The organism is Microbacterium sp. AC026 (assembly GCF_979258475.1).
In genome coordinates this window covers 1,836,362-1,859,275 of record NZ_OZ409857.1, presented here as the reverse complement: position 1 = coordinate 1,859,275, position 22,914 = coordinate 1,836,362, and the positions used below count along the sequence as shown (strand labels likewise).

The window sequence follows — 22,914 nt, the reverse complement described above, 5'->3', positions numbered from 1 at the left end:
GGATTCGTCCGGAGTTCGCAGCGAACGGATGCCGATCGAGCGTGTTGCTTCCGCGAATGCGGTGATTTTTGGTTTCAGCATCCGCGTCTGCGGTAGTGTCCACCCATGCAGAGCTTTCGGATCGCCCGCGCAGCACAGCTGCTCGGAGTGAGCGATGACACGGTGCGGCGCTGGATCGATCAGGGCCTGCTGCCGACGACGGATGCCGTCCCGGCCGAGATCCCCGGTGACGCTCTCGCCGCCCGCGCTGTGGAGCTCGCCGAGGAGGCGCAGGCGTCGGATCATGCTCTCTCGAGCGCCCGCAACCGCTTCGTCGGCATCGTGACGCGCGTGCAGATCGACGGAGTCATGGCACAGGTAGATCTGCAGTCCGGACCCCACCGCGTCGTCTCGCTCATGTCGGCCGAGGCCGCCCGCGAGCTGAACCTGGAGGTCGGCTCGCTCGCCACCGCATCCGTCAAGGCGACCAACGTCGTCGTCGAAGTGCCGAAGGGCTGACATGAATCGCGCCCTGCGTCGCACCGTCGCGGTCGTCCTGGCCGCCGCCGCTCTCGCCCTCACAGGGTGCACCGCCGAAGCCCCGGCCCCTGCCAGCTCGGGAGATGCACCGGAGAGTGCCGTCAGCGGCGAGCTCACGGTGTACGCCGCCGCGTCGCTGTCGGGCGCCTTCGACGAGATCGGTGCGGCCTTCACCGACGAGAACCCCGATGTGACGTTCAGCGGCGTCTACGACGGATCGTCGACGCTGGTCACCCAGCTGCGCGAGGGCGCTCCGGCCGACGTCTTCGCCTCAGCCGACGAGGCGAACATGGACAAGCTCGAGGATGCCGCGGTCGACCCGACCCTGTTCGCCTCCAACACGCTCGTGATCGCCGTTCCCTCGGGCAATCCGGGTCGCGTCGAGACCCTCGCCGATCTGGCCGACGTCACCACCGTGCTGTGCGCCCCCGAGGTGCCGTGCGGCGCCGCCTCGGCGACGCTGCTCTCGAACGCCGGCGTCGTGGTCGATGCCGCGAGCCTCGAGCAGAACGTCACCGCGGTGCTCACCAAGGTCGCAGCCGGTGAGGCGGATGCGGGCCTCGTCTACGCCACCGACGTCGTCGGTCCCGATGATGTCGAGGTGATCGTGCCCGACGGTGCCGACGACGTCGTCAACCACTATCCGATCGCGACGCTGTCGGAGGCATCGAACTCTGCGGCCGCCGACGCGTTCGTCGCGTTCGTACTGTCGGATGATGGCCAGAGCATCCTGGCCGACTTCGGCTTCGGAGCGCCGTGACTGCGGCCGCTTCACACGGATACGCGCCGCGAGCCCTGGCCATCCCGGCCCTGATCGGTCTCGCGTTCCTCATCCTCCCGCTCGCGGCGCTCGTCGCCCGTGTCGAGTGGTCGACCTTCATCACCGACGTGACGTCGGAGGCCGCGCGCTCGGCTCTGCTCCTGTCGCTCGGCACCGGCCTCGTCGCCACTCTGCTGTGCATCGTGATCGGTGTGCCGCTGGCGTTGACGATCGCCCGCTCCGGGCCCCGCCTGGCCGCCGTGCTGCGGGCCGCGGTCACGGTACCGCTCGTGCTGCCGCCGATGGTCGGCGGTGTCGCCCTGCTCTACCTGTTCGGGCGGGCGGGGTGGTTCGGCGGTCTCGGGATCTCCTTCAGCACGCCGGCCGTCGTGCTTGCGCAGACCTTCGTGGCGCTGCCGTTCCTCGTGCTGGCGGTCGAAGGGGCTGTGCGCACCTCCGGTGTCGAGTACGAGCGGACAGCCGCCGCGCTCGGAGCCGGCCGCTGGACGATCCTGCGCCGCATCACGGTGCCGCTCGCGGCGCCCGGGATCGTCGCGGGCGTGGTGCTGTGCTTCGCCCGGGCCATCGGCGAGTTCGGCGCGACGGCACTCTTCGCGGGCAACCGCCCCGGCGTCACGCAGACCATGCCCCTGGCGATCTACACGGCCTTCAACGGCGCGGGCGTCACCCAGGGGGCCGCGGTCGCCCTCGCGCTGCTGCTGCTCGCCACGGCGATCCTCGTGCTGCTGCTCGTGCGCGGCTGGCGGCCGGGGGCGGCGCGATGAGCGCGCCTGCTGTCGCCGGGCTGCGCGCCCGCGTGGTCGTGCCGCGAGAGCACTTCACCGTCGATGTCTCGCTGCAGGTGGAGACCCGCGAGACGGTCGCCGTGATGGGACCCAGCGGAGCGGGCAAGTCGACGCTGCTGCAGGCGCTCGCCGGACTCGAGCCGCTGGGCGGGGGCGAGATCGCCGTCGAGGGCCGGGTCGTCGACCGGGTCGCGAAGCCGCGGGTGAGGACCGAGCCGATGCGCCGCGGGGTCGTGCTGCTCGGGCAGAAGCCGCGGCTGTTCCCTCATCTCTCGGCGCGCGAGAACGTGGCGTTCGGGCCACGGGCGGCGGGCACTGACGCGCGCGCGGCGCGGGCGGGGGCCGACGATTGGCTCGCACGCGTCGGTCTCCCCGGCTCCGGAGAGCGGATGCCGCACGAGCTGTCCGGAGGCGAGCAGCAACGGGTCGCGGTCGCTCGCGCGCTCGCCGCATCCCCTCGCGTCGTGCTGCTCGATGAACCGCTCGTCGCCCTCGACCCCGAGACGGCAGGCGACATCAGGCGGATGCTGCGCGACCAGCTCATCTCGACCACGACCGTCGCGGTCACGCACGATGCCGCGGATGCCGTCGCGCTCGCCGACCGGCTGATCGTCGTCGAGGCTGGTCGCGTGACGCAGGAGGGCCCGGTGCGCGAGGTGCTCGCCGCCCCGGCATCCGGTTTCGTCGCGTCGATCGCCGGGGTCAATCGCCTGGTCGGGGTCGCGAGTGGGGAGCATGGCGCAGCGGCGAGGTGCTGCTGGCCAGCGCGGATTCGGCCTCGTGCGCTCTCGCCGCGACGGACGGCGTTGCGCTCGCCGCGGTCTTCCGCCCGGGCGACGTGCGGGTCGCCGAGGCAGGCCCGGAGTCGTGGCCGGCTGCGGTGACGCGCATCGAGCCCACGCTGGGAGGCGTGCGCGTGCACACCGATGCAGGCGCGATCGACCTGTCGCTGGATGCTGCCGGAGGCGTGGCGGTCGGCGATCGGATTCGGCTGCTGGTGGACCCGGCGCTGGTGCGGTTCGTCGCAGTTCCGTGAGCTGCAGCCGTGCGCTGAGCTCGCCCGATGACTGGTGAACTCCCGGCTGAATCTCCAGCCAGGTGGCCTGGGCGAGCGCCGCGCGTCCCGAGAGGACCTGGCAATATGCCGGTCGTCGCGCCCGCATGGGCCGCGCGACGCGGGGCGCGGGTAGTCTCGGAACATGTCGGGGAGAGGGAAACTGCGATGACGGCCGTGCCGGTCGTGATCGGTGTGCGCTCGCCGCATCCCGTGGTCGCCACAGACCCCGCGCCCGCGTCGCAGGGACTCGTCGACACCCACGGTCGCGTGCACCGCGACCTGCGCATCTCGCTGACCGACCGCTGTTCGCTGCGCTGCACCTACTGCATGCCCGAGCAGGGAAACGAATGGCTCGCGCGCACCAGCATCCTGTCGACCGACGAGATCGTCGAAGTGGCGCAGGTCGCCGCATCGCTCGGCATCCGCACCTTCCGGCTCACCGGCGGTGAGCCGCTGCTGCGTGCCGACATCGTCGACGTCGTGCGCCGTGTCTCGGCGATCGAGGGAGATCAGGGGCCGGTCGAGGTCGCCATGACGACGAACGGCATCACGCTCGCGAAGCACCTGCCCGACCTGATCGACGCCGGCCTCACGCGACTCAACATCAGCATCGACACGGTCGATCGTCAGCGCTTCGCCGACCTCACGCGTCGAGACCGCATCGACGACGTGTTCGAGGGCATCGCGGCAGCGGCGGCGTCCGACCTCCGCCCGCTCAAACTCAACACGGTCGCGATGCGCGGCGTGAACGACGACGAGCTGCCCGACCTGGTCGCGTTCGCGATGGAGGTCGGTGCGCAGCTGCGCTTCATCGAGCAGATGCCGCTCGACGCCGGGCACACCTGGGATCGCGCCTCGATGGTGACGCGCGAGGAGATCCTCGAGAAGCTCAGCGCGCGGTGGGATCTGGAGCCGGTTCCCGGCCGCGGCGGTGCGCCGGCGGAGAAGTGGCGCATCGACGGCGGACCGCACGAGGTCGGCGTCATCGCCTCGGTCACCGCCCCCTTCTGCGGCGCGTGCGACCGACTTCGACTGACCGCCGACGGACAACTGCGAAACTGCCTGTTCTCGAACGCGGAGTACGACCTGATCGGCGTGCTGCGGCCGGACGCGCAGGCTGCTCCCGCTCAGCGGGCCGATGCGATCGGCGCCATGCTGCGTTCGTGCGTGCACGGCAAGCTGCCGGGGCACGCGATCAACGACCCGTCATTCCTGCAGCCCGCCCGAGGCATGAACGCTATCGGCGGCTGAGTCAGCCCCGCTTCGCGTTCACAATTCAGCAGAGAACGTGCGTTCCGCGCGTCCAGAGTGCGTATCCGGCGCAGTTCCGGCTGTTCATGCTGAATTGTGAACGGCGAGAACGCGCGTCAGTCGAGGAACTCCCGCGCGGCGGCCGACAGTGCGGTGACGCCGACCTCGATCGTCGGGTGGATCTCAGGCGCGAAGAACGGCGAGTGGTTGGTCGGGATGTCCTTGTCGAGCGTGCCGGCGGCGGCGGATGCCGCGAACTTCGCCGCATCGATGCCGCCCCAGAACCAGAAGACCAGCGGCGCGCCGGTGTCGCGGGCGAACCACGACACGTCCTCGCTGCCGGTGAACATCCCGGGGTCGACGACCGACGCCTCGCCGAGCGCGCGCTGCAAGGCGGAGGTGACGCGCGCGGTGGCATCGGCGTCGTTGATCGTCGGCGGCAGGGTGTGGTCGGTGCGGATCTCGGGCTCGCGCTCGGCTCCGGATGCCGCCGCCTCGGCCCGCACGATGCGCTCGACGCTCGCGAGCACCTTGTCGCGCATCTCGTCGTTCGGATAGCGCAGGCTGAGCTCGAGCTTGGCCTCGGCCGGGATGATGTTGTTCTTCAGACCCGCATGGATCGAGCCGACCGTCACCACCGCGACATCGCGTGGGTCGACCTCGCGCGATGCGATGGTCTGCAGTCGCATGACGGTCGCCGCGGCCATGACGACCGGGTCGATCGTGGAGTGCGGGCGTGAGCCGTGGCCGCCGCGTCCGTGCAGCACGACGGTGAGTCCGTCGGATGCCGCCATCTGCGTACCGGGGCGCACGCCGATGGTTCCGGCGGGCAGGGGAGTGACGTGCTGGCCGAGCACGACGTCGGGATGCGGCACGAGATCGCGCAGTCCGGCGTCGAGCATGGCACGGGATCCGGCGCCGTACTCCTCGGCGGGCTGGATGAGCACGACCACGGTTCCCGACCAGTCGGCCTTCTCGGCGACGAGCTTCTCGACGGCGCCGATCATCGCGGTGACGTGCATGTCGTGGCCGCAGGCGTGCATGACGGGCACGGTGTTGCCGGCCGGGTCGATGCCGGTCGCGGTGCTCGCGTACGCCAGCCCGGTCTCCTCGCCGACGGGCAGCGCGTCCATGTCGGCGCGCGCCCACACGACCGGGCCGTCGCCGTTGCGCAGGATGCCGACCACGCCGGTGACGCCGATTCCCTCGTGCACCTCGAGGCCGAGATCCCGCAGGTGGCCCGCGGCGATGCCGGCTGTGCGCGTCTCCTGGAACGAGAGCTCGGGATGCTGGTGCAGGTCGGTGTAGAGCGCTTCGAGGTCGATCGTCATGGCCCGAGCCTAGTCGCGGCGGTACGACTCCAGTGCCGGTCCTGGATGCAGTACGCCGTTGACGATCGACCGGATCGCGAACTCGCTCGCCTCGCCGAGGTCGAACACGTCGCGATGCAGCAGCCATTGCAGCTGCAGGCCGTCCATCACGGCGAGGATGCTGGCGGCGGCCGTCGTGATCGTCGAGGGCTCGGTCACCCCCTCCTGCGCGCACAGGGCGTGGAAGGCCTCCGTCACCTCGCGTCGCAGCGTCGTGTATCGCTCTTCGAAGTACTCGCGGCCGGGGTGGTTGTCGGTCACGGACTCCGATGAGAGCACGGTGTACGCCTGCACGATCCCGGGGCGCCGCTCGTTGGCGATGGCGGTGCGCACGAGGTGCAGGAAGAGCTCGGGTCCGCCGGGGATGTGCTTCTCGGCGAGCTCGGCGACGTCGGCCTGGTCGCGGTAGGCGAGCACCTCGAGCAGCAGCTTCTGCTTCGACCCGAAATGGTGCAGCACGCCGGCGTGGGTGATGCCCACCTGCTCGGCGACATCGGCGAGGGTGCCGTTGGTCGATCCCTTGTTGCCGAAGATCTCGACGGCGGCTTTGAGGATCTGCTCGCGCTTCTCGCGGGTGGCAGGCCGGACGGACGTGTGGGCGACAGCATCCTTCGACATGGTCCATCCTCTTCTGCACGGAATCCTGCACTGGATCGTACTTGCCAACTCTACTTACCAACGAGTAACCTCGCACCAGCTTACTTTCTCGCCAGTAAGCGAATGCAGTCGGATGCCCGGGCACCGACAGCCACACAGCACAACGACCCGTGCCCAAGGAGAAGCAATGAAGCTCAGAAAGTCCATGATCGCCGTCGCGGCGATCTCCGCCCTCGGCGTCTCGGCCCTCGCCGGCTGCGCAGCCGGCGGATCCAACGACGGTGACGCCGGATCCGGCGGCGCAGCACTGACGATCGCCAAGCCCGACGGTGCGATCACCACCGAGTCGAACAACCCCTACGTCGGCGACTCGTCGGCGTCGAAGTACGGCTACGGCAAGGTCATCTTCGAGACCCTCGGTCTCGTCAACCAGACCGGCGACCGCGAGGTCACCCCTGGCTCGCCGAGAGCATCGAGTGGAACGACGACTACACGGCCCTCACCGTCGTGCCCCGCAAGGACGTCACCTGGAGCGACGGCGAGCCGTTCACCGCCGACGACATCGTCTTCACCTATGAGCTCGTGTCGACCCCCGAGCTCGACACCGCCGGCCTCAAGTTCGAGGGGGCGACCGTCGAGGGCGACGCCGTCACCCTGAACTTCGGCGAATCGAAGTACGTGAACCAGGCGCGCGTCCTGCACGTGCCGATCGTGCCGAAGCACATCTGGGAGAACCTCGACGAGCCGGCCACCGACCCCGTCAAGGGCGACGACCTGGTCGGCACCGGCCCCTACGCCCTGTCGAACTGGTCGACCGAGTCGGTCACGCTCGAGGCCCGCGACGACTACTGGGGCGGCGATCTCGCGGTTCCCGAGCTGCACTACGTCTCGTACGGCGACAACACCGCTCTGACGACGGCTCTCGCGCAGGGCGAGGCCGATTGGGCGCAGGCGTTCATCCCGCAGATCCAGGAGCAGTTCCTCGACGCCGACCCCGAGCACAACAAGTTCTTCGTCGCGCCGACCACGGGTTCGGCGACGCTGTTCATGAACCTGCAGCAGAAGCCGTTCGACGATGTGGCGTTCCGCCAGGCGCTCGCCTGGGTCATCGACCGCGACGCCTACGTCGACATCGCCCGTGAGGGCGCGAGCGAGCCGGTCTGGTCGGTGACCGGTCTGTCGTCGATCCTCGAGGACGAGATCCAGCCCGAGTTCCAGGGCGAGGAGTACTCGGTCGACGCCGAGAAGGCGCGCGACCTGCTCGAGAGCGCCGGATACACGTGGAAGGACGACGCGCTGATCGACCCCGACGGCACGCCCGTCTCGTTCACGCTCTCGGTGCCCTCGGGCTGGAGCGACTGGAACACCGCGCAGGAGCTCATCGCCGAAGACGTCACCGAGGCCATCGGCGCCGAGGTCAAGATCGACATGCCCGACTGGGGCGGCTGGGCGGGCCCCCGCGACGACGGCTCGTTCTCGGCCATCATCCACTGGCTGGAAGACAGCGGCACGGCCTACGGCCTGTACACGTCGACGATGGACCCGCGCTGGATCTCGCCCGAGGGCATCGCCGGGTTCAACTTCGGACGCTTCGAAGACCCCACGGCCACCGAGGCGCTCAACACCTACGCGAACGCGTCGTCCGATGAGGAGCGCACTGCGGCGATCACCACGCTCGAGCAGATCTTCGTCGAGCAGGTCCCGGCGATCCCGCTGGGCGCGCACCCGCTTCTCGGCGAGTACAACACCCGCAACTACGTCGGGTGGCCCTCGGAGGACGACCCGTACGCCTCGGGCGACCCGACGCAGCAGAACATCGTGCAGATCCTCACGAAGCTGAAGCCGGCCGAGTAAGCAGTCCCGGAGGGGCGGATGCAGCAGCATCCGCCCCTCCCACCGACCTCCCGACCGACGAAGGACCCCTCATGTCAGAACCACTGCTCAGCGTGCGCGACTTCTCGGTCGTGTACGACGTCGACCCTCCCGTCGAGGCGGTGAAGAACGTCACGCTCGAACTGCAGAGAGGCGAGATCCTCGGTCTCGCCGGGGAGAGCGGATGCGGCAAGACCACGCTCGCCTACGGCGTGCAGCGACTGCTCCGGGCCCCTGCGGTGATCGCGGGCGGCAGCGTGACCTTCCACGATGCATCCGGTGTCGACGTCGACATCAACGCGCTCGACGTCGAGGCGATGCAGAAGTTCCGCTGGGACAAGGTCTCGATGGTGTTCCAGGGTGCGATGAACGCACTGAATCCGGTGGCGACGATCGGCTCGCAGCTCGAGGACGTGTTCGAGATCCATCGTCCCGACATGACGCGACGGCAGCGCAGGGCCGAGGCCGAGGAGCTGCTCGAGATCGTCAAGGTCGGGCGTCAGCGCACCCGGTCGTTCCCGCACGAGCTCTCCGGCGGCATGCGCCAGCGCGTCATGATCGCGATGGCCCTGGCGCTGCGCCCGCAGCTGATGGTCATGGACGAGCCGACCACGGCGCTCGACGTGCTCGTGCAGCGCGAGATCCTCAAGCAGATCTCGCAGCTGAGGCACGAGTTCGGCTTCTCGGTGATCTTCATCACCCACGACCTTCCGCTGCTGCTCGAGATCAGCGACCGCATCGCCATCATGCGCGAGGGCGAGATCGTCGAGCTGGCCTCCGCCGAGCAGATCTGGACCGACCCGCAGAACGACTACACGAAGACCCTGCTGTCGTCGTTCCCCCGACTCACCGGTGCGAGAGGAGTGCTGACCCGATGACCACTCTCGAGTTCGCCCACGTCAGCAAGATCTACAACGTCCGCGGAGCCGGCCAGCTCAAGGCGCTCGACGACGTCAGCTTCACCCTGAACTCCGGCCAGACCATCGGTCTCGTCGGCCAGTCGGGCAGCGGCAAGTCGACCATCGCGAAGATCCTCACCCAGCTCGAGACGCCCACGGCCGGCGAGGTGCGGCTCGACGGCGCACCCATTCCGCGGCGCGGCAGGGGGCTGCGGAAGTACCGCCAGCAGCTGCGGATGGTGTTCCAGGACCCGTTCGCCTCGCTCAACCCGTACCACTCGATCCGCTATCACCTCGAGCGCCCGATCCGTCTCGACGACGTCGTCCCCAAGAAGGACACCGAGGCCGAGGTGCGCCGACTGCTCGAGCGCGTGCGCCTCGACGCGGATGCCGTGATCGATCGCCGCCCTCATGAGCTGTCGGGCGGCCAGCGTCAGCGCGTCGCCATCGCCCGTGCGCTCGCCTCGCGGCCGTCGCTGCTCGTCGCCGATGAGCCGGTGTCGATGCTCGACGTGTCGATCCGTCTCGGAGTGCTGAACCTGCTCGCCGATCTGCAGCGCGAGGAGGGCCTCGGCGTGCTCTACATCACCCACGATCTCGCCACCGCCCGTCACTTCAGCGACAAGATCATGGTGCTGAACCAGGGTCGGGTCGTCGAGTACGGCGACGCCGACGACGTGATCCTCACCCCGCAGGACCCCTACACGCGCGAGCTGCGGGCGGCGTCGCCCGACCCCGACAAGCACTTCGCGACGACAGGCTCGCACGGAGGTGCACTGTGACCACCGCATCCCCCGATCTGGGTCAGATCGACCAGGAGAACCGCGACGCGCTCGAGGTCGGCACCACCGCGACCGTCGCGCAGAAGGGGCGAGCCGTCGTGCCCTGGCGGTTCTTCGCCGGTCGGGCCGGCTTCTACCTGTTCACGCTGTGGGCGGCCATCACGATCAACTTCTTCCTCCCGCGGTTCATGAAGGGCGACGCGGTCAGCTCGTACCTCGCGCGCAACCGCAACATCAGTCCCGAGGCGGCGGACTCGCTGCGGGCGCTGCTCGGCATCGACACCGACAAGTCGATGTGGCAGCAGTACATCGAGTACTGGGCGATGCTGTTCCGCGGCGACCTCGGCATCTCGACACTGCACGGCCTGCGTCCGGTGAGCGAGGTGCTGGCATCCGCTCTCCCGTGGACGCTCGGCCTCGTCGGTCTCGCCACGATCATCTCGTTCGCGCTCGGCACGGTCGGCGGCGCGATCGTCGGCTGGAAGCGCGGCAGCAGGCTCGACGCCCTCATCCCGATCACGACGTTCTTCAACACGATCCCGTACTTCTGGCTCGGTCTCATCGCGATCGCGATCTTCTCGTCGACCCTCAAGTGGTTCCCGTCGTCACACGCCTATGACAAGGGGCAGTCACCCGAATGGAGCCTCGACTTCATCGGCCAGGTCATCGTGCACGGCACCCTGCCGGCGGTCACGATCATCATCGCCTCGCTCGGCGGATGGATGCTGGGCATGCGCAACATGATGCTCACGGTGCTCGACGAGGACTACATCACCGTCGCCCAGGCCAAGGGCATGCCGAACAGGCGGGTGCTGTGGGCGTATGCCGCTCGCAACGCGGTGCTGCCGCAGATCCAGAGCTTCGCCCTCTCGATCGGGTTCATCGTCGGCGGCACGATCGTCATGGAGATGGTCTTCAGCTACCCGGGCGTCGGCAAGCTGCTGCTCGACGCCACGAACGCGAAGGACTTCGCCCTCATGCAGGGCGTGTTCCTCGTGATCACGCTGTCGGTGCTGGTCGCCAACATCCTGGCGGACATCGTCTACGCATACCTCGACCCGCGCACGCGCCAGACGGAGGCCTGACATGAGCGTTCCCACCTCGACCGACACGACCGCGCCCGACGGCACCACGATCCCCACCGGGATGCCGGAGACTGCCACGTTCCGCACGGCCCGCGGCGACCAGCCGAGCCGCAAGACGTTCTGGTCGCAGCTCGCACAATCGTTCGCGATGTTCCGCAACCCCAAGTCGATCGCCGGCCTGATCATCCTCGGGGTGTTCGTGCTGATCGCGATCTTCGCCCCGCTTCTCGCGCCCTACGGAGCCACGCAGAAGGACCGCACCGCGCTGCGGCAGTCGCCCTCGTTCGACCACTGGCTCGGCACCACCCACATGGGCGAGGACGTGCTCAGCCAGCTCATCTTCGGCACGCGCGGCGTCGTCGTGGTCGGATTCCTGTCGGCGATCATCGCCACCGTCATCGCGATCACGATCGGCGTCATCGCCGGATATGTGCGCGGGTGGAAGAGCGAGTCGCTGTCGGCGCTCACGAACGTGTTCCTGGTGATCCCGGGCATCCCGCTGATCATCATCGTGGCGTCGCAGTTCGAGAACCCGCCGCTGATCGTGATCGCCGCAGTGCTGGGCCTCACGGGCTGGGCATGGGGCGCGCGCGTGCTGCGCGCGCAGACCATGTCACTGCGCAACCGCGACTTCATCCAGGCGGCGCGCGCCAACGGCGAACCGCTGCACCGCATCATCACCGTCGAGATGCTGCCGAACCTCATGGCGTTGATCGCGTCGAGCTTCGTCGGCACCGTCACCGCCGCCATCCTCGGTCTGACGACCCTCGCCTTCATCGGGGTGATCCCGGTGAGCAACCTCAACTGGGGCACCATCCTGTTCTGGGCGCAGCAGAACGGCGCCTTCCCTCGGCTGTGGTGGTGGTACGTGCCCGCAGGACTCTGCATCGCGATCATCGGCGTCGCCCTGTCGCTCATCAACTTCGGCATCGACGAATACGTCAACCCGAGGCTGCGGTCGGCCGGTGAGCGTGCCCGCGCGATGAAGAAGAAGGGGCTCGACGTGAACGATCCGGTGACGGCGGTGCGCAGCGCGCCGACGACCGACTCGGGTACCGTGCAGAGCGCGGCGACAGCGACGACGACCCATACGAAGACCGACAAGAAGACACAGAACGCCGAGTGATGACCTCTCAGACCCTGACCGAATCCCTGCCCTACCTCGACCCAGAACTGCCGATCGCCGCGCGCGTCGCCAACCTCCTCGACCGCATGACGGTCGAGGAGAAGATCGGGCAGATGCTGCAGCTCGACGCTCGCGACGACCTCGACGATCACGTGCTGGGCAAGCACGTCGGCTCGATCCTGCACACCTCGCCCGAGCGCATCATCCGGGCGAACGAGCTGACCGCCCAGACGCGACTGCGCATCCCGCTGCTCGTCGCCGAGGACTGCATCCACGGCCACTCCTTCTGGCCGGGAGCGACGATCTATCCGACGCAGCTCGGCATGGCGGCCACGTGGGACGCCGAGCTGGTCGAGAAGGTGGCGAGGGCCACCGCGGTCGAGGTCGCGGCGACCGGCATCCACTGGACCTTCTCGCCGGTGCTCTGCATCGCGCGCGACCTGCGCTGGGGCCGCATCGACGAGACGTTCGGCGAAGACCCGTTCCTCATCGGCGAGCTCGCCTCCGCCATGGTGCGCGGATACCAGGGCGAGGGCCTCGACGACCCCACCGCGATCCTCGCGACGGCGAAGCACTTCGCCGGCTACTCCGAGACGCAGGGCGGGCGCGACGCCAGCGAGGCCGACATCTCGCGGCGCAAGCTGCGGTCGTGGTTCCTGCCGCCGTTCGAGCGGGTGGCCCGTGAAGGATGCCGCACGTTCATGCTCGGCTACCAGACCACCGACGGGGTGCCGATCACGGTGAACGACTGGCTGCTCAGCGATGTGCTGCGCGGCGAGTGGGGTTACACCGGCACGCTCATCACCGACTGGGACAACGTCGGACGCATGGTCTGGGAGCAGCATGTGCAGCCCGACTACGCGCACGCCTCGGCCGCCGCGGTGAGCGCGGGCAACGACATGGTGATGAACACTCCGGGCTTCTTCGCCGGAGCTCTCGAGGCGGTGTCGAACGGCCTGCTCGCGGAGGACGCCTTCGATGACGCCGTGGCGCGCATCCTCACGCTCAAGTTCGAGCTGGGGCTGTTCGAAGACCCGCGACTTCCGCAGGCCGATCTGGATGCCGTGGTCGGCAGCGCCGCCCACGCCGAGCTCAACCTCGAGACGGCCCGCCGTTCGATCGTGCTGCTCGAGAACGACGGCGTGCTGCCGCTCGACGCGTCCGCGCCGCTGACGGTCGCGGTCGTCGGGCCCCTCGCCGACGACGCCCAGACGCAGCTCGGCGACTGGGCGGGCGGATCGGGTCAGGCCGGATGGCTCGACGGACAGCCGCGCGAGATGATCACCACCGTGCTCGACGGTCTCGCCGGTATCGACGGATGGTCGGTGACGCACGCGCGCGGCGCCGAGATTCTCACGCTCGAAGACGATCCGCGGGGCACGAAGTTCCCCGACGGACAGCCCCGCCCCTCGGTCGTCGTCCCGAGCGCACCCGACGACACCATGATCGCCGAGGCCGTCGCTGCGGCTGAGGCGTCCGATGTCGTGGTCGCCGTCGTCGGCGACCGTATCGAGCTCGTGGGCGAGGGCCGCTCGACGGCGACGCTCGAGCTGATCGGCGGACAGAACGCGCTGCTCGACGCGCTCATCGCGACGGGGAAGCCCGTCGTCGTGGTGCTCCTGGCCTCGAAGCCGCTCGTGCTGCCGGCATCCGCATCGAAGGCCGCCGCCGTGATCTGGGCGGCGAACCCCGGCATGCAGGGCGGCCGCGCGCTCGCCGAGATCATCTCTGGTGCGGTCGAGCCGTCGGGGCGCCTGCCGATCTCGTTCGCGCGCCACGTCGGGCAGCAGCCGACGTACTACAACCAGATCCGCGGCCAGCACGGCGACCGCTACGCGGACCTCACGCAGTCTCCCGCGTGGGCGTTCGGCGAGGGGCTGTCGTACTCGACGGTCTCGTACGGCGAGCTCTCGCTCGACACCGACCGGCTCGGTCTCGCCGACACGATCGTCGCCGAGGTGACGGTGACGAACACCGGTTCGCGCCCGGTGCGCGAGACGGTTCAGGTCTACGTCCGCGACTCCGTCACGAGCGTGAGCTGGGCCGACAAGGAGCTCAAGACCTACCGCCAGGTCGACGTCGCGCCCGGAGAGTCGGCGCGCGTGCGGCTCGAGGTGCCGGTCGCCGAGTGCTCGATCGTGGATGCGGCCGGCAACCGTCGCGTCGAATCCGGCGCGTTCGAACTGCTGGTCGGTCCGAGCTCGCGCGAAGAAGCCCTGCGGAGCGCTGCGTTCACCGTGGCATGAGTCTGCGACGAGGGCGCTCAGGCGTCCTCGTCGCGGAGGCGCTGCGGCCCCGCGCCCTGACTTCCCAGGGCATCGTCGGGGTTGAGCAGACCGCACGCCTTCATCGACAGGCATCCGCAGCCGATGCATCCCGTCAGCTCTCGTTCGAGTCGCTCGATGCCCTCGCGGCGCTTCTCGAGTTCGCGCTTCCAGCGCCGTGACGCCCGCTGCCAGTCGGCGTGACTCGGGGTCTGCGTGAGCGGGACGTCGGCGAACGCGTCCTGCACATCCGACAGCGGGATGCCGAGGCGCTTCGCCACGGTGATGAGCGAGACCCGGCGCAGCATGTGTCGGGCGTAGCGGCGCTGATTGCCGGCGGTGCGCGTCGACGCGATGAGACCGAGGCTCTCGTAGAAATGCAGGGCGGACGGGGCGACGCCGGTGCGCCTGCTCATCTCGCCGATCGTCAGCGGCTCGTCGGGTCCGTGCGCAATCCGGTCCGGATCGGTGCTCATCGCGGCCTCCTCGATTTGACCTCAAGTGTACTTGAGGTCTTACGGTGGCAAACGTGACCCGAACGGAGACCGCCACCCGATGACCTACGTGATCGCCCTGCCCTGCGTCGATGTCAAGGACCGTGCGTGCATCGACGAATGCCCTGTTGACTGCATCTATGAGGGCGAACGCTCGCTGTACATCCACCCCGACGAATGCGTCGACTGCGGCGCGTGCGAACCCGTCTGCCCGGTCGAGGCGATCTACTACGAAGACGACCTGCCCGACGAGTGGCAGGACTATTACAAGGCCAACGTGGAGTTCTTCGATGAGCTCGGGTCGCCCGGTGGCGCCGCGAAGCTCGGCATCATCGAGCGCGACCACCCGATCATCGCCGCACTTCCGCCCCAGGAGGCACCCGAATGAGCAGTCAGCAGCACCCCGCCGCGCCGGTTCCGTCCGAGGTCGGTGAAGGGCTCAAGGCCGCGTTCCGCGCGCATCCGGCGGGGGTCGCGATCATCACGGCGATGACCCCTGCCGGTCCCGTCGGTCTCACGGCGTCGAGCGTCGCATCCGTCGCGGTCGACCCCGCGGCGATCGTGTTCTCGGTCACCAGGGCCACCGGCAGCGCGGGCTCGATCCTCAACGCCGAGTCTTTCGTCGTGCACCTGATCGACGACGAGCACTCGGCTCTGGCGCAGAGCTTCGCGGTGAGCGGCGCCGACCGCTTCACCCCCGAGCAGGGGTGGGGCACCCTTCCGACCGGTGAGCCGTACCTCGCCGAGGCGCGCGCCGCGATGCGCGGTCACACGATGTCGACGGTCGCGGTCGGCTCATCGACCGTCGTGGTCGCCGAGATCGACGAGGTGCTGCTCGGGCGGGCGGGCCGACCGCTCGTCTACCTCGACCGCCGATTCCACTCACTCCCCACCGATCAGAACGACTGAAAGGAACAGCATGCCCACTCCGTACACCCTTCCCGAGCTGCCGTACGACTACTCGGCGCTCGCCCCGCACATCTCCGGCAAGATCATGGAGCTGCACCACTCGAAGCACCACCAGGCCTACGTCACCGGTGCCAACACGGCGCTCGAGCAGCTCGGCGCGGCCCGCGAGTCCGGCGACTTCGCCGCCGTGAACAAGCTCGAGAAGGACCTCGCGTTCAACCTCGGCGGTCACATCAACCACTCGGTGTTCTGGGAGAACCTGTCGCCCGACGGCGGCGGCAACCCCGAGGGTGAGCTGGAGGCCGCGCTGACCGACGCGTTCGGCTCGATCGACGCCTTCCGCGCGCACTTCACCGCCACCGCGCTCGGTGTGCAGGGTTCGGGCTGGGCTGTGCTCGCGTGGGACAGCGTCGGTGCGCGTCCGGTCATCTTCCAGCTGTTCGACCAGCAGGGCAATGCCCCGCTCGGCGTCACGCCGCTGCTGCAGCTCGACGTCTGGGAGCACGCCTACTACCTCGACTACCTCAACGTGCGCGCCGACTACGTCAAGGCGTTCTGGGAGCTCGTCAACTGGTCCGACGTGCAGCGCCGGTTCCAGGCCGTGCAGGAGAAGACCGCGGGCCTCATCGTCGCCCGCTGAATCTCACGGATCTCCTCCCGGCGCCAGCGCGTCGGGAGGAGATCTGCGCCGCATTGCCGCCAGCCCGCCGCGTTGCAGCCAGCCCGCCGCATCGGGAGGAGATCCGCGATCCGGAGGAGGATGCCGCGGCATCCGCCCTCCGGATCGCAGATCTCCTCCCGATTGAGTGAGAGTCAGGCGAGCAGTTCGCCCGCGAGCGCCTCGATGCGACGGCGGATGTCGTCGCGGATCGGGCGCACGGAGTCGATGCCCTGCCCGGCCGGGTCGTCGAGCTCCCAGTCCTCGTAGCGCTTGCCGGGGAAGAACGGGCAGGCGTCGCCGCATCCCATCGTGATCACGACATCGGAAGCCTGCACGGCCTCGGTCGTGAGCACCTTGGGCTGCTCGGCGGTGATGTCGATGCCGAGCTCGCTCATCGCCTCGACCGCGATCGGGTTGATCTGGTCGGCGGGCATGGATCCGGCGGAGCGCACCTCGATGCGGTCGCCGGCGACCTCGCGCAGAAAGCCTGCGGCCATCTGCGACCGTCCGGCGTTGTGCACGCACACGAAGAGGACGGAGGGCTTGGTGGTGGTCATGATGTCTCCAGGGTAAGCGAGCGTGCGGGGTCGAGGGCCGTCAACGGCGTCCTGCCGATCTGCAGCACGGCCGGCGCGGCGCAGCAGCTGCCCGCGCCGTCGTCGAAGTCTCCTGATCCCCCGCATACGCCGGTCGCGGGCAGGGTGAGTTCGTTGCGGGCCGCGCCCTCGTGATCGCCGGCGAGGTGGGCCGCGACGCTGCGCACCTGCTCGTATCCGGTGAGGGCGAGGAAGGTCGGAGCTCGACCGTAGGACTTCGCGCCGACGATGAAGAGGCCCTCCTCCGGCTGCATGAGCTGTCGGGCACCGGTCGCGCCCACCGAGCCGCAGGAGTGGATGTTGGGGTCGATCTCGGAGGCGATGCCGGCGACCGCATCGAGAGCGGGGTCGAGATCGATTCGGAGTTCGCGCAGGATGCCGGTGTCCGGCCGGAATCCGGTGAGCGCGAACACGTGCGCGATCTCCGCCATCTCGCGTCCGTCTTCGGCGACGATCACCAGGCCCCTCCCGTCCCGCCGGAACTCGGCGACTCGGAATCCTGTCACCACCTCGACGACACCGTCATGGATCACCTTCGACACCCGAGAGCCGAGCGCTGCGCGTTCGGGCAGCTCGTCTCCGGCGCCGCCCCCGAGAACGTTCGCGGCGCTCCCTCGGCGGAGCAGCCAGGTGACGCGGGTCCCCGGCGACCGGCGGGCCAGTTCGCTCAGGCGCAGCACGGCGTGCGTGGCGGAGTGTCCCGCTCCGACGACGACCACATGCGAACCCGCGAGCTCGGACACGTCGTCGGGGATGCGATAGGAGATCAGATCGGATGCCGCGGCCTCGCCCACGGCGGGGAAGCCGTCTGCGCCCGCAGGGTGGGGGAGGTCCCAGGTGCCGCTTGCGTCGATGACCGCCCGGGCGCGGATCCGCGACTCGGAGCCGTCCGTGTCGAGGGTGTGCACGACGAACGGCTGGTTCCTGCGTCCGGACTCGACGACCTTGTCGCGACCCTGGCGAGCGACGCCCGTGACGGCGGTGCCGTACCGGATCCGCTCACCGAGTGCCCCCGCGAGAGGCGCCAGGTAGTCGCTCACCCATTGCGCCCCGGTCGGACAGCCCGCGGTCAGTGCGGTCCACCCGGTCGGCTCGAGCAGGCGACGCGCGGCGGCATCCGTCAGCTCGGGCCACGCCGAGAACAGGCGCACGTGGCCCCATTCGGAGACCGCGGCGGCAGGGCCGCGCCCGCGTTCGAGGACGACGACGTCTTCGCGGCGTTCGACGAGATGCGCCGCCGCGGCGAGACCCTGCGGCCCCGCGCCGATGACGACGATGGGAAGCTCGGACACGACATCTCCTCAGATCGAAAGACTTCAATACGAGAAGCGTCGCCCACGTATCGAAGATTGTCAATACGTGAGAGGATGAGCGCATGACGCTTCCGGTGACGATCGAGCAGACGGGCTGCTGCACGCCGCGCGCGGCATCCGCTCTTCCGCTCGCCGAGGCCGAACGGATCGCCCGCCTGTTCAAGGCGCTCGGCGACCCGACGCGCATCCGCCTGCTCTCGCTGATCTCGTCGGCCGCGGGTGGCGAAGCCTGCATCTGCGACCTCACCGACCCGGTCGGTCTGTCGCAGGGCACGGTCTCGCATCACATGAAGCTGCTGGCGGACGCCGGACTCGTCACGCGTGAGCAGCGCGGCAAGTGGGCGTACTTCTCCCTCGCCGAGGGCGCTCTCGACGCCGCCGGCGACGCGCTGCGAGCCGTCTGATCCTGCTGCGCTCCTCAGGTCGGAGGGCGGTCATCCCGATAGGCTGATTCCATGGCCCTCCTCTCGATCGCCGGTTCGGCGCGCGCTCCGCATGAGCTGCGCTCGGCGACTCCGATGAAGGAATGGATGCGCGTCGTGCTCCACCCGGGCACGAACGGGTGGACCAGCGTCTGGGGCACTCTCTCGCACGGCGAGATCGCGGGCTGCCCGCCGCCACGCGACTAGACCGCGCCTCTGTGGGGTGCGGTCTTCCGCGTCGTTCACCCCTTCTCTCGCGTGAGGTCTCGTCATGTCCGCTTCTCCTGTCCGCACCCGTCCCCGTCTCCGCCTGGCTCCCCATGAGCTGTGGCGAGGCATCCGCAACAACGCCCGCAGCGAGGTGCTCGGTGGTTCGTTGCTGCTCGCCGCCACCGTCGCCGCGCTGATCCTCGCCAACACCCCCGCCGTGTCGTGGTACGAGTCGGTGCGCGACTTCACGTTCGGCATCCCCGAGCTGCATCTCGATCTGAGCATCGGGGCCTGGGCCGCGGACGGCCTGCTCGCGATCTTCTTCTTCGTCGTGGGTCTCGAGCTGAAGGAGGAGTTCGTCACCGGCCGACTGCGTGATCCGCGTCAGGCGGCCCTGCCGATCGCCGCAGCCGTCGGCGGGGTGATCGTGCCGGCGATCATCTTCGCCCTGATCAACGCGGGCGACGGCGACGCCCTGCGCGGCTGGGCCATCCCGACCGCCACGGACATCGCGTTCGCGGTCGCCGTGATCGCCGTGGTCGGGAAGTTCCTCCCACCGGCTCTCCGTGTCTTCCTGCTCACACTCGCGATCATCGACGACCTGATCGCCATCACGATCATCGCGACCTTCTACACCGATTCGATCAGCTTCCCCTGGCTGACTCTCGCGCTGCTGCCCCTCGCAGGATTCGCGCTGCTCGTGCAGAAGGGCGTGCGGGCGTGGTGGATCCTGATGCCTCTCGCGATCGCCGTGTGGGTCTGCATCCATGCTGCCGGCATCCACGCGACCGTCGCCGGAGTCCTCCTCGGTTTCGTCGTTCCTGTCATCCCGACCGAGCGCGCTCGGGTGCCGCGAGGGACGGATGCCGACGGCGAGCCTCTCTACGACGGCCTCGCCCCGCACTTCGCCGACCGGTGGGGTGTCGTGGCGACGCTGTTCGCCGTGCCCATGTTCGCCTTCTTCGCGGCGGGCGTCACGATCGGCGGACTCGCGGGGCTCGCGTCGGCGCTGACCGATCCGATCGCGATCGGCATCATCGTCGGCCTCGTCCTGGGCAAGCCGATCGGGATCCTCGCGACCACGTTCCTGCTCAGCCGGGTGCCCGCTCTGCGCCTCGACGAATCGCTGCGCTGGCCCGACCTCACCGGCATGGCGTTCCTCGCCGGAATCGGATTCACCGTCTCCCTGCTCGTCGGCGAGCTCGCCTACGGGTCGAGTTCGGTCGCCGACGAGCACGTCAAGATCGGCGTGCTCCTCGGCTCCCTGATCGCCGCGGTGATCGGCGGGCTGATGCTCGCGAGGCGCAACGCGCTCGCCCGCCGATCGCCGCTCGACGCCTGAGGGCGATGGTCAGGAGCTGCCGACCGTCGACTGCAGCTTCGCCATCACCTGGGTGATCGTGAACGATGCCGATTCCTGGCGAGCAGGGAACTCGGCAAGGGTGTGCAGCATGTTCGCCACATACGCCTGGGCCGGGATGAACAGGAAGATGTGGTCGAGCACCCAGTCCCAGTAGGTGTTCGAGGTGATGTCGGCGCGCTCGAACGGATCGGTGCGCAGATTGAAGAGCTTCGGGAACCGCAGCTCGATGTAGGGCTCCTGCCACACCTGCAGGGTTCCGACCGCGCGCTGCTCCAGGAAGACGAACTTCCAGTTCTCGAAGCGCAGCGCCGTGAGGTCGCCGTCGTCCGAGACGTAGAAGAAGTGTCGTCGCGGACTGTGCTCGGCGACTCCCGTGATGTAGTCGAGCTGGTTGTTGCCGTCGAGATGGACCCTGAAGTCGGTGCCGTGCAGATCCGTGCCCGCCTTCAGACGCGCGGCGATGTCGGTGTCGCCGGCCGCCGCGAGCAGCGTCACGAACCAGTCGTTGTGGCTCACGATGCCGTTGAGCGTCGTGCCGGCAGGGACGTGCCCGGGCCAGCGCACCATCGCCGGGACCCTGTAGGCGCCCTCCCAGTTCGAGTTCTTCTCGTTGCGGAACGGCGTCATGCCGGCATCCGGCCAGCTGTTCATGTGCGGGCCGTTGTCGGTGGAGTACATGACGATCGTGTTCTCGGCGAGGCCGAGCTCGTCGAGCAGATCGAGCAGACTGCCCACCACGTCGTCATGATCGAGCATCGTGTCGTGATACTCCGACTGCCAGCGTCCGGCCCGCCCCTTGCTCTCCTCCTTGGTGTGGGTGCGGAAGTGCATGTGCGTCGAGTTGAACCACACGAAGAACGGGGTGTCGTCGTCGGCCTGAGCGCGGATGAAGTCCGCCGCAGCATCGCGGAACTCTTCGTCGACGGTCTCCATGCGCTTCTTCGTCAGCGGACCGGTGTCTTCGATGCGCTGCGTGCCGTCGTCGTTCGCCCACGAGTGGATCACGCCGCGCGGGCGGAACCGCTCGCTGAACCCGGGGTACTCCTCGTCGGTCGGGTAGTCCGGGTGCTCCGGCTCCTCCTCGGCGTTCAGGTGATAGAGGTTGCCGAAGAACTCGTCGAAGCCGTGCGCCGTCGGCAGGTGCTCATCGCGGTCGCCGAGATGGTTCTTGCCGAACTGGCCGGTCGCATAGCCGTGGTGCTTGAGCGCATCCGCGATCGTCGGATCCTCGGGCTGGAGCCCCAGCTTCGCCCCCGGCATCCCCACCTTCGTGAGACCCGTGCGATAGGGGTTCTGTCCGGTGATGAACGCCGCACGCCCGGCGGTGCAGCTCTGCTCGCCGTAGTAATCGGTGAATTTCGCGCCCTCATCGGCGATCCGGTCGATGTTCGGAGTCCGATAGCCCATCAGGCCGTCGGTATAGGTGCTCAGATTGGCGATGCCGATGTCATCGCCCCAGATGATGAGGATGTTGGGCTTGTCGGACATTGTCGCTCCTCGGTCGGCGGTGAGGCCGGGCAGGCGCCCGTGCGGCTCAGCCAACCAGGGGCTCGGGCCGATGCCCAGGGGGCCTCACACGGAGCGGGTGAGGCGGAATCCGATGTGCGACATGCCGGTGTCCTCCGCCTGGGGCGAGCGGGCGGCCGGGCGGAAGCGCAGGCAGTAGTCGGGGAGCACAGGTGTGATCCGCCCTTCAGCACCCGGCGCGGGATGCTCGGGAAGCCCTCCTGCGCGCTCGCCGCTGCCAACAGGTTCGCGCGCTTGCCGGGATCCACCGGCTTGTCCGACAGCTTCAGATGCCGCGGCGTGTAGAAGTCGCTCGTCCACTCCCAGACGTTCGCGATCATGTCGTAGAGCCCGTAGCCGTTGGGGGCGTACGACCCGACCGGGGCCGTGCCGCCGACGCCCTGGTTGTCATACGGGAAGCGACCCAGCCAGGAGTTCGCCTGCGCCTCGCCGCCGGGGTAGATCTCGTCGCCCCAGGCGAACGGCGCACCGTCGACCCCGCCTCGGGCGGCGTACTCGTGCTCGGCCTCGGTGGGCAGCCGCATCCCGACCCAGTCGGCGTAGGCGACCGCGTCCTCGAACGCGATGTGCACGACCGGATGCTGCAGCCGATCGTCGATCGACGAGTCGGGGCCGAACGGATGCCGCCAGGAGGCGCCCGCCTGCCAGCGCCACCAGTTGCGCCAGTTGCGCAGGTCGGTCGGGCCGGCGGTCGGCGTGAAGACCATGGAACCGGGCACGAGGTCTTTCGGATCCGCATCCGGAAAGGCAGCCGGGTCGAGAGGCCGCTCGGCCACGGTGATATATCCCGTGGCATAGACGAATTCCGCGTACTGCGCGTTGGTCACCTCGTAGCGGTCGATCTCGAACGAGGCGACCTCGCGCTCGTGCACCGGGCGCTCGTCGGGGTAGAAGTCCTCGGACCCCATCCGGAAGGTTCCGCCGGGGATCAGCACCATGTCGCGAATGTTCGTCACCCGCGTCAGCGTAGCGTCCGCGCCGGAGCGGGAGCGGCTACGGTCGCCCGCGCCGGGTTAGCCGACCGGCCGCGC

Annotated in this window: 24 protein-coding genes; 17 read left to right on the top strand and 7 right to left on the bottom strand. The window is 68.9% G+C overall.

All coding sequences use genetic code 11. The features are described from left to right. Window positions 1-105 precede the first annotated feature (105 nt). From ACZZ93_RS09200 to moaA, 5 genes are all read left to right on the top strand, one after another. Window positions 106-498: a TOBE domain-containing protein gene (locus ACZZ93_RS09200; protein ID WP_056276411.1), complete on the top strand. Its 393-nt coding sequence runs from the start codon at window positions 106-108 to the stop codon at window positions 496-498. Between the two features lies 1 nt (window position 499). Next, a complete protein-coding gene (gene modA / locus ACZZ93_RS09195) occupies window positions 500-1,279 on the top strand; it encodes a molybdate ABC transporter substrate-binding protein (RefSeq protein ID WP_463510925.1) in 780 nt (259 codons plus the stop codon). Next, complete coding sequence (locus ACZZ93_RS09190; protein WP_463510924.1) at window positions 1,276-2,064, top strand: ABC transporter permease; 789 nt, start codon at window positions 1,276-1,278, stop codon at window positions 2,062-2,064. Before modA ends, ACZZ93_RS09190 begins: the two co-directional genes overlap by 4 nt. Continuing rightward, the gene (locus ACZZ93_RS09185; protein ID WP_463510923.1) at window positions 2,061-2,969 is read left to right on the top strand and encodes an ATP-binding cassette domain-containing protein; all 909 of its coding nucleotides are present in this window, start codon (window positions 2,061-2,063) and stop codon (window positions 2,967-2,969) included. The genes ACZZ93_RS09190 and ACZZ93_RS09185 overlap by 4 nt, the downstream gene beginning before the upstream one ends. A gap of 338 nt (window positions 2,970-3,307) precedes the next feature. Then, on the top strand, window positions 3,308-4,393 hold the full coding sequence (moaA, locus tag ACZZ93_RS09180) for a GTP 3',8-cyclase MoaA (RefSeq protein ID WP_463510922.1): 1,086 nt from the start codon (window positions 3,308-3,310) through the stop codon (window positions 4,391-4,393). A gap of 116 nt (window positions 4,394-4,509) precedes the next feature. Here moaA and ACZZ93_RS09175 read toward each other — a convergent pair whose 3' ends face one another. Both ACZZ93_RS09175 and ACZZ93_RS09170 read right to left on the bottom strand, forming a co-directional pair. After that, on the bottom strand, window positions 4,510-5,724 hold the full coding sequence (locus ACZZ93_RS09175) for an amidohydrolase (protein ID WP_053098565.1): 1,215 nt from the start codon (window positions 5,722-5,724) through the stop codon (window positions 4,510-4,512). A 9-nt stretch (window positions 5,725-5,733) separates the two neighbouring features. Next, the gene (locus ACZZ93_RS09170) at window positions 5,734-6,381 is read right to left on the bottom strand and encodes a TetR/AcrR family transcriptional regulator (protein WP_056276425.1); all 648 of its coding nucleotides are present in this window, start codon (window positions 6,379-6,381) and stop codon (window positions 5,734-5,736) included. Between the two features lie 486 nt (window positions 6,382-6,867). Here ACZZ93_RS09170 and ACZZ93_RS09165 point away from each other — a divergent pair, with 486 nt between their 5' ends. The 6 genes from ACZZ93_RS09165 (at window position 6,868) to ACZZ93_RS09140 (ending at window position 14,370) form a co-directional block, all read left to right on the top strand. Further along, window positions 6,868-8,214, top strand: a complete 1,347-nt coding sequence (locus ACZZ93_RS09165) for an ABC transporter substrate-binding protein (RefSeq protein ID WP_463510921.1) — start codon at window positions 6,868-6,870, stop codon at window positions 8,212-8,214. 71 nt (window positions 8,215-8,285) lie between these two features. Beyond that, window positions 8,286-9,110, top strand: coding sequence for an ABC transporter ATP-binding protein (locus ACZZ93_RS09160; protein WP_053098568.1), 825 nt, complete (start codon window positions 8,286-8,288; stop codon window positions 9,108-9,110). Next, on the top strand, window positions 9,107-9,913 hold the full coding sequence (locus ACZZ93_RS09155; RefSeq protein ID WP_463510920.1) for an ABC transporter ATP-binding protein: 807 nt from the start codon (window positions 9,107-9,109) through the stop codon (window positions 9,911-9,913). The genes ACZZ93_RS09160 and ACZZ93_RS09155 overlap by 4 nt, the downstream gene beginning before the upstream one ends. Next, window positions 9,910-10,998 (top strand): ABC transporter permease, encoded by a 1,089-nt coding sequence (locus ACZZ93_RS09150; RefSeq protein WP_053098570.1) that lies wholly within the window; start codon window positions 9,910-9,912, stop codon window positions 10,996-10,998. The genes ACZZ93_RS09155 and ACZZ93_RS09150 overlap by 4 nt, the downstream gene beginning before the upstream one ends. Window position 10,999: 1 nt before the next feature. After that, window positions 11,000-12,124: an ABC transporter permease gene (locus ACZZ93_RS09145; RefSeq protein WP_463510919.1), complete on the top strand. Its 1,125-nt coding sequence runs from the start codon at window positions 11,000-11,002 to the stop codon at window positions 12,122-12,124. Next, window positions 12,124-14,370 (top strand): exo-beta-d-1,3/1,6-glucosidase, encoded by a 2,247-nt coding sequence (locus ACZZ93_RS09140; RefSeq protein ID WP_463510918.1) that lies wholly within the window; start codon window positions 12,124-12,126, stop codon window positions 14,368-14,370. The genes ACZZ93_RS09145 and ACZZ93_RS09140 overlap by 1 nt, the downstream gene beginning before the upstream one ends. A gap of 17 nt (window positions 14,371-14,387) precedes the next feature. Here ACZZ93_RS09140 and soxR read toward each other — a convergent pair whose 3' ends face one another. Then, window positions 14,388-14,864: a redox-sensitive transcriptional activator SoxR gene (soxR, locus tag ACZZ93_RS09135; protein ID WP_053098572.1), complete on the bottom strand. Its 477-nt coding sequence runs from the start codon at window positions 14,862-14,864 to the stop codon at window positions 14,388-14,390. A gap of 79 nt (window positions 14,865-14,943) precedes the next feature. On the opposite strand from soxR, the gene fdxA reads away from it, so the two are divergent. Genes fdxA through ACZZ93_RS09120 form a run of 3 tightly spaced genes read left to right on the top strand, consistent with a single transcriptional unit; the run spans window position 14,944 to window position 16,431 of the window. Next, window positions 14,944-15,270 (top strand): ferredoxin, encoded by a 327-nt coding sequence (gene fdxA / locus ACZZ93_RS09130; RefSeq protein ID WP_053098573.1) that lies wholly within the window; start codon window positions 14,944-14,946, stop codon window positions 15,268-15,270. Further along, window positions 15,267-15,791 (top strand): flavin reductase family protein, encoded by a 525-nt coding sequence (locus ACZZ93_RS09125; RefSeq protein ID WP_053098574.1) that lies wholly within the window; start codon window positions 15,267-15,269, stop codon window positions 15,789-15,791. Before fdxA ends, ACZZ93_RS09125 begins: the two co-directional genes overlap by 4 nt. 10 nt (window positions 15,792-15,801) lie before the next feature. Further along, window positions 15,802-16,431: a superoxide dismutase gene (locus ACZZ93_RS09120; RefSeq protein ID WP_053098575.1), complete on the top strand. Its 630-nt coding sequence runs from the start codon at window positions 15,802-15,804 to the stop codon at window positions 16,429-16,431. 173 nt (window positions 16,432-16,604) lie between these two features. Here ACZZ93_RS09120 and ACZZ93_RS09115 read toward each other — a convergent pair whose 3' ends face one another. Beyond that, complete coding sequence (locus ACZZ93_RS09115) at window positions 16,605-17,009, bottom strand: arsenate reductase ArsC (protein WP_053098576.1); 405 nt, start codon at window positions 17,007-17,009, stop codon at window positions 16,605-16,607. After that, window positions 17,006-18,340: an NAD(P)-binding domain-containing protein gene (locus tag ACZZ93_RS09110; protein WP_463510917.1), complete on the bottom strand. Its 1,335-nt coding sequence runs from the start codon at window positions 18,338-18,340 to the stop codon at window positions 17,006-17,008. The genes ACZZ93_RS09115 and ACZZ93_RS09110 overlap by 4 nt, the downstream gene beginning before the upstream one ends. Window positions 18,341-18,423: 83 nt before the next feature. Between ACZZ93_RS09110 and ACZZ93_RS09105 the strand changes: the two genes are divergently transcribed. The 3 genes from ACZZ93_RS09105 (at window position 18,424) to nhaA (ending at window position 20,335) form a co-directional block, all read left to right on the top strand. Next, window positions 18,424-18,765, top strand: a complete 342-nt coding sequence (locus tag ACZZ93_RS09105; protein ID WP_053098578.1) for an ArsR/SmtB family transcription factor — start codon at window positions 18,424-18,426, stop codon at window positions 18,763-18,765. Window positions 18,766-18,816: 51 nt separating this feature from the next. Next, entirely contained in the window at window positions 18,817-18,990 is a 174-nt protein-coding gene (locus tag ACZZ93_RS09100; protein ID WP_171821976.1) for a hypothetical protein, read from the top strand. A gap of 64 nt (window positions 18,991-19,054) precedes the next feature. Continuing rightward, on the top strand, window positions 19,055-20,335 hold the full coding sequence (gene nhaA / locus ACZZ93_RS09095; RefSeq protein WP_463510916.1) for a Na+/H+ antiporter NhaA: 1,281 nt from the start codon (window positions 19,055-19,057) through the stop codon (window positions 20,333-20,335). A 9-nt stretch (window positions 20,336-20,344) separates the two neighbouring features. Here nhaA and ACZZ93_RS09090 read toward each other — a convergent pair whose 3' ends face one another. Beyond that, a complete protein-coding gene (locus ACZZ93_RS09090; RefSeq protein WP_463510915.1) occupies window positions 20,345-21,844 on the bottom strand; it encodes an arylsulfatase in 1,500 nt (499 codons plus the stop codon). Beyond that, window positions 21,784-22,839: a formylglycine-generating enzyme family protein gene (locus ACZZ93_RS09085; protein ID WP_463510914.1), complete on the bottom strand. Its 1,056-nt coding sequence runs from the start codon at window positions 22,837-22,839 to the stop codon at window positions 21,784-21,786. The genes ACZZ93_RS09090 and ACZZ93_RS09085 overlap by 61 nt, the downstream gene beginning before the upstream one ends. Window positions 22,840-22,914: the final 75 nt, after the last annotated feature.

What these genes read in the sequence shown, in the direction of transcription:
- ACZZ93_RS09160 (WP_053098568.1), top strand. Translation starts at nt 8,286, where the DNA reads ATGTCAGAACCACTGCTCAGCGTGCGCGACTTCTCGGTCGTGTACGAC.
- nhaA (WP_463510916.1), top strand. Translation starts at nt 19,055, where the DNA reads ATGTCCGCTTCTCCTGTCCGCACCCGTCCCCGTCTCCGCCTGGCTCCC.
- ACZZ93_RS09090 (WP_463510915.1), bottom strand. Translation starts at nt 21,844, where the DNA reads ATGTCCGACAAGCCCAACATCCTCATCATCTGGGGCGATGACATCGGC.
- fdxA (WP_053098573.1), top strand. Translation starts at nt 14,944, where the DNA reads ATGACCTACGTGATCGCCCTGCCCTGCGTCGATGTCAAGGACCGTGCG.
- ACZZ93_RS09115 (WP_053098576.1), bottom strand. Translation starts at nt 17,009, where the DNA reads ATGACCACCACCAAGCCCTCCGTCCTCTTCGTGTGCGTGCACAACGCC.
- ACZZ93_RS09120 (WP_053098575.1), top strand. Translation starts at nt 15,802, where the DNA reads ATGCCCACTCCGTACACCCTTCCCGAGCTGCCGTACGACTACTCGGCG.
- ACZZ93_RS09140 (WP_463510918.1), top strand. Translation starts at nt 12,124, where the DNA reads ATGACCTCTCAGACCCTGACCGAATCCCTGCCCTACCTCGACCCAGAA.
- soxR (WP_053098572.1), bottom strand. Translation starts at nt 14,864, where the DNA reads ATGAGCACCGATCCGGACCGGATTGCGCACGGACCCGACGAGCCGCTG.
- ACZZ93_RS09155 (WP_463510920.1), top strand. Translation starts at nt 9,107, where the DNA reads ATGACCACTCTCGAGTTCGCCCACGTCAGCAAGATCTACAACGTCCGC.
- ACZZ93_RS09185 (WP_463510923.1), top strand. Translation starts at nt 2,061, where the DNA reads ATGAGCGCGCCTGCTGTCGCCGGGCTGCGCGCCCGCGTGGTCGTGCCG.
- ACZZ93_RS09105 (WP_053098578.1), top strand. Translation starts at nt 18,424, where the DNA reads ATGACGCTTCCGGTGACGATCGAGCAGACGGGCTGCTGCACGCCGCGC.
- ACZZ93_RS09145 (WP_463510919.1), top strand. Translation starts at nt 11,000, where the DNA reads ATGAGCGTTCCCACCTCGACCGACACGACCGCGCCCGACGGCACCACG.
- ACZZ93_RS09125 (WP_053098574.1), top strand. Translation starts at nt 15,267, where the DNA reads ATGAGCAGTCAGCAGCACCCCGCCGCGCCGGTTCCGTCCGAGGTCGGT.
- modA (WP_463510925.1), top strand. Translation starts at nt 500, where the DNA reads ATGAATCGCGCCCTGCGTCGCACCGTCGCGGTCGTCCTGGCCGCCGCC.
- ACZZ93_RS09175 (WP_053098565.1), bottom strand. Translation starts at nt 5,724, where the DNA reads ATGACGATCGACCTCGAAGCGCTCTACACCGACCTGCACCAGCATCCC.
- ACZZ93_RS09100 (WP_171821976.1), top strand. Translation starts at nt 18,817, where the DNA reads ATGGCCCTCCTCTCGATCGCCGGTTCGGCGCGCGCTCCGCATGAGCTG.
- ACZZ93_RS09200 (WP_056276411.1), top strand. Translation starts at nt 106, where the DNA reads ATGCAGAGCTTTCGGATCGCCCGCGCAGCACAGCTGCTCGGAGTGAGC.
- moaA (WP_463510922.1), top strand. Translation starts at nt 3,308, where the DNA reads ATGACGGCCGTGCCGGTCGTGATCGGTGTGCGCTCGCCGCATCCCGTG.
- ACZZ93_RS09170 (WP_056276425.1), bottom strand. Translation starts at nt 6,381, where the DNA reads ATGTCGAAGGATGCTGTCGCCCACACGTCCGTCCGGCCTGCCACCCGC.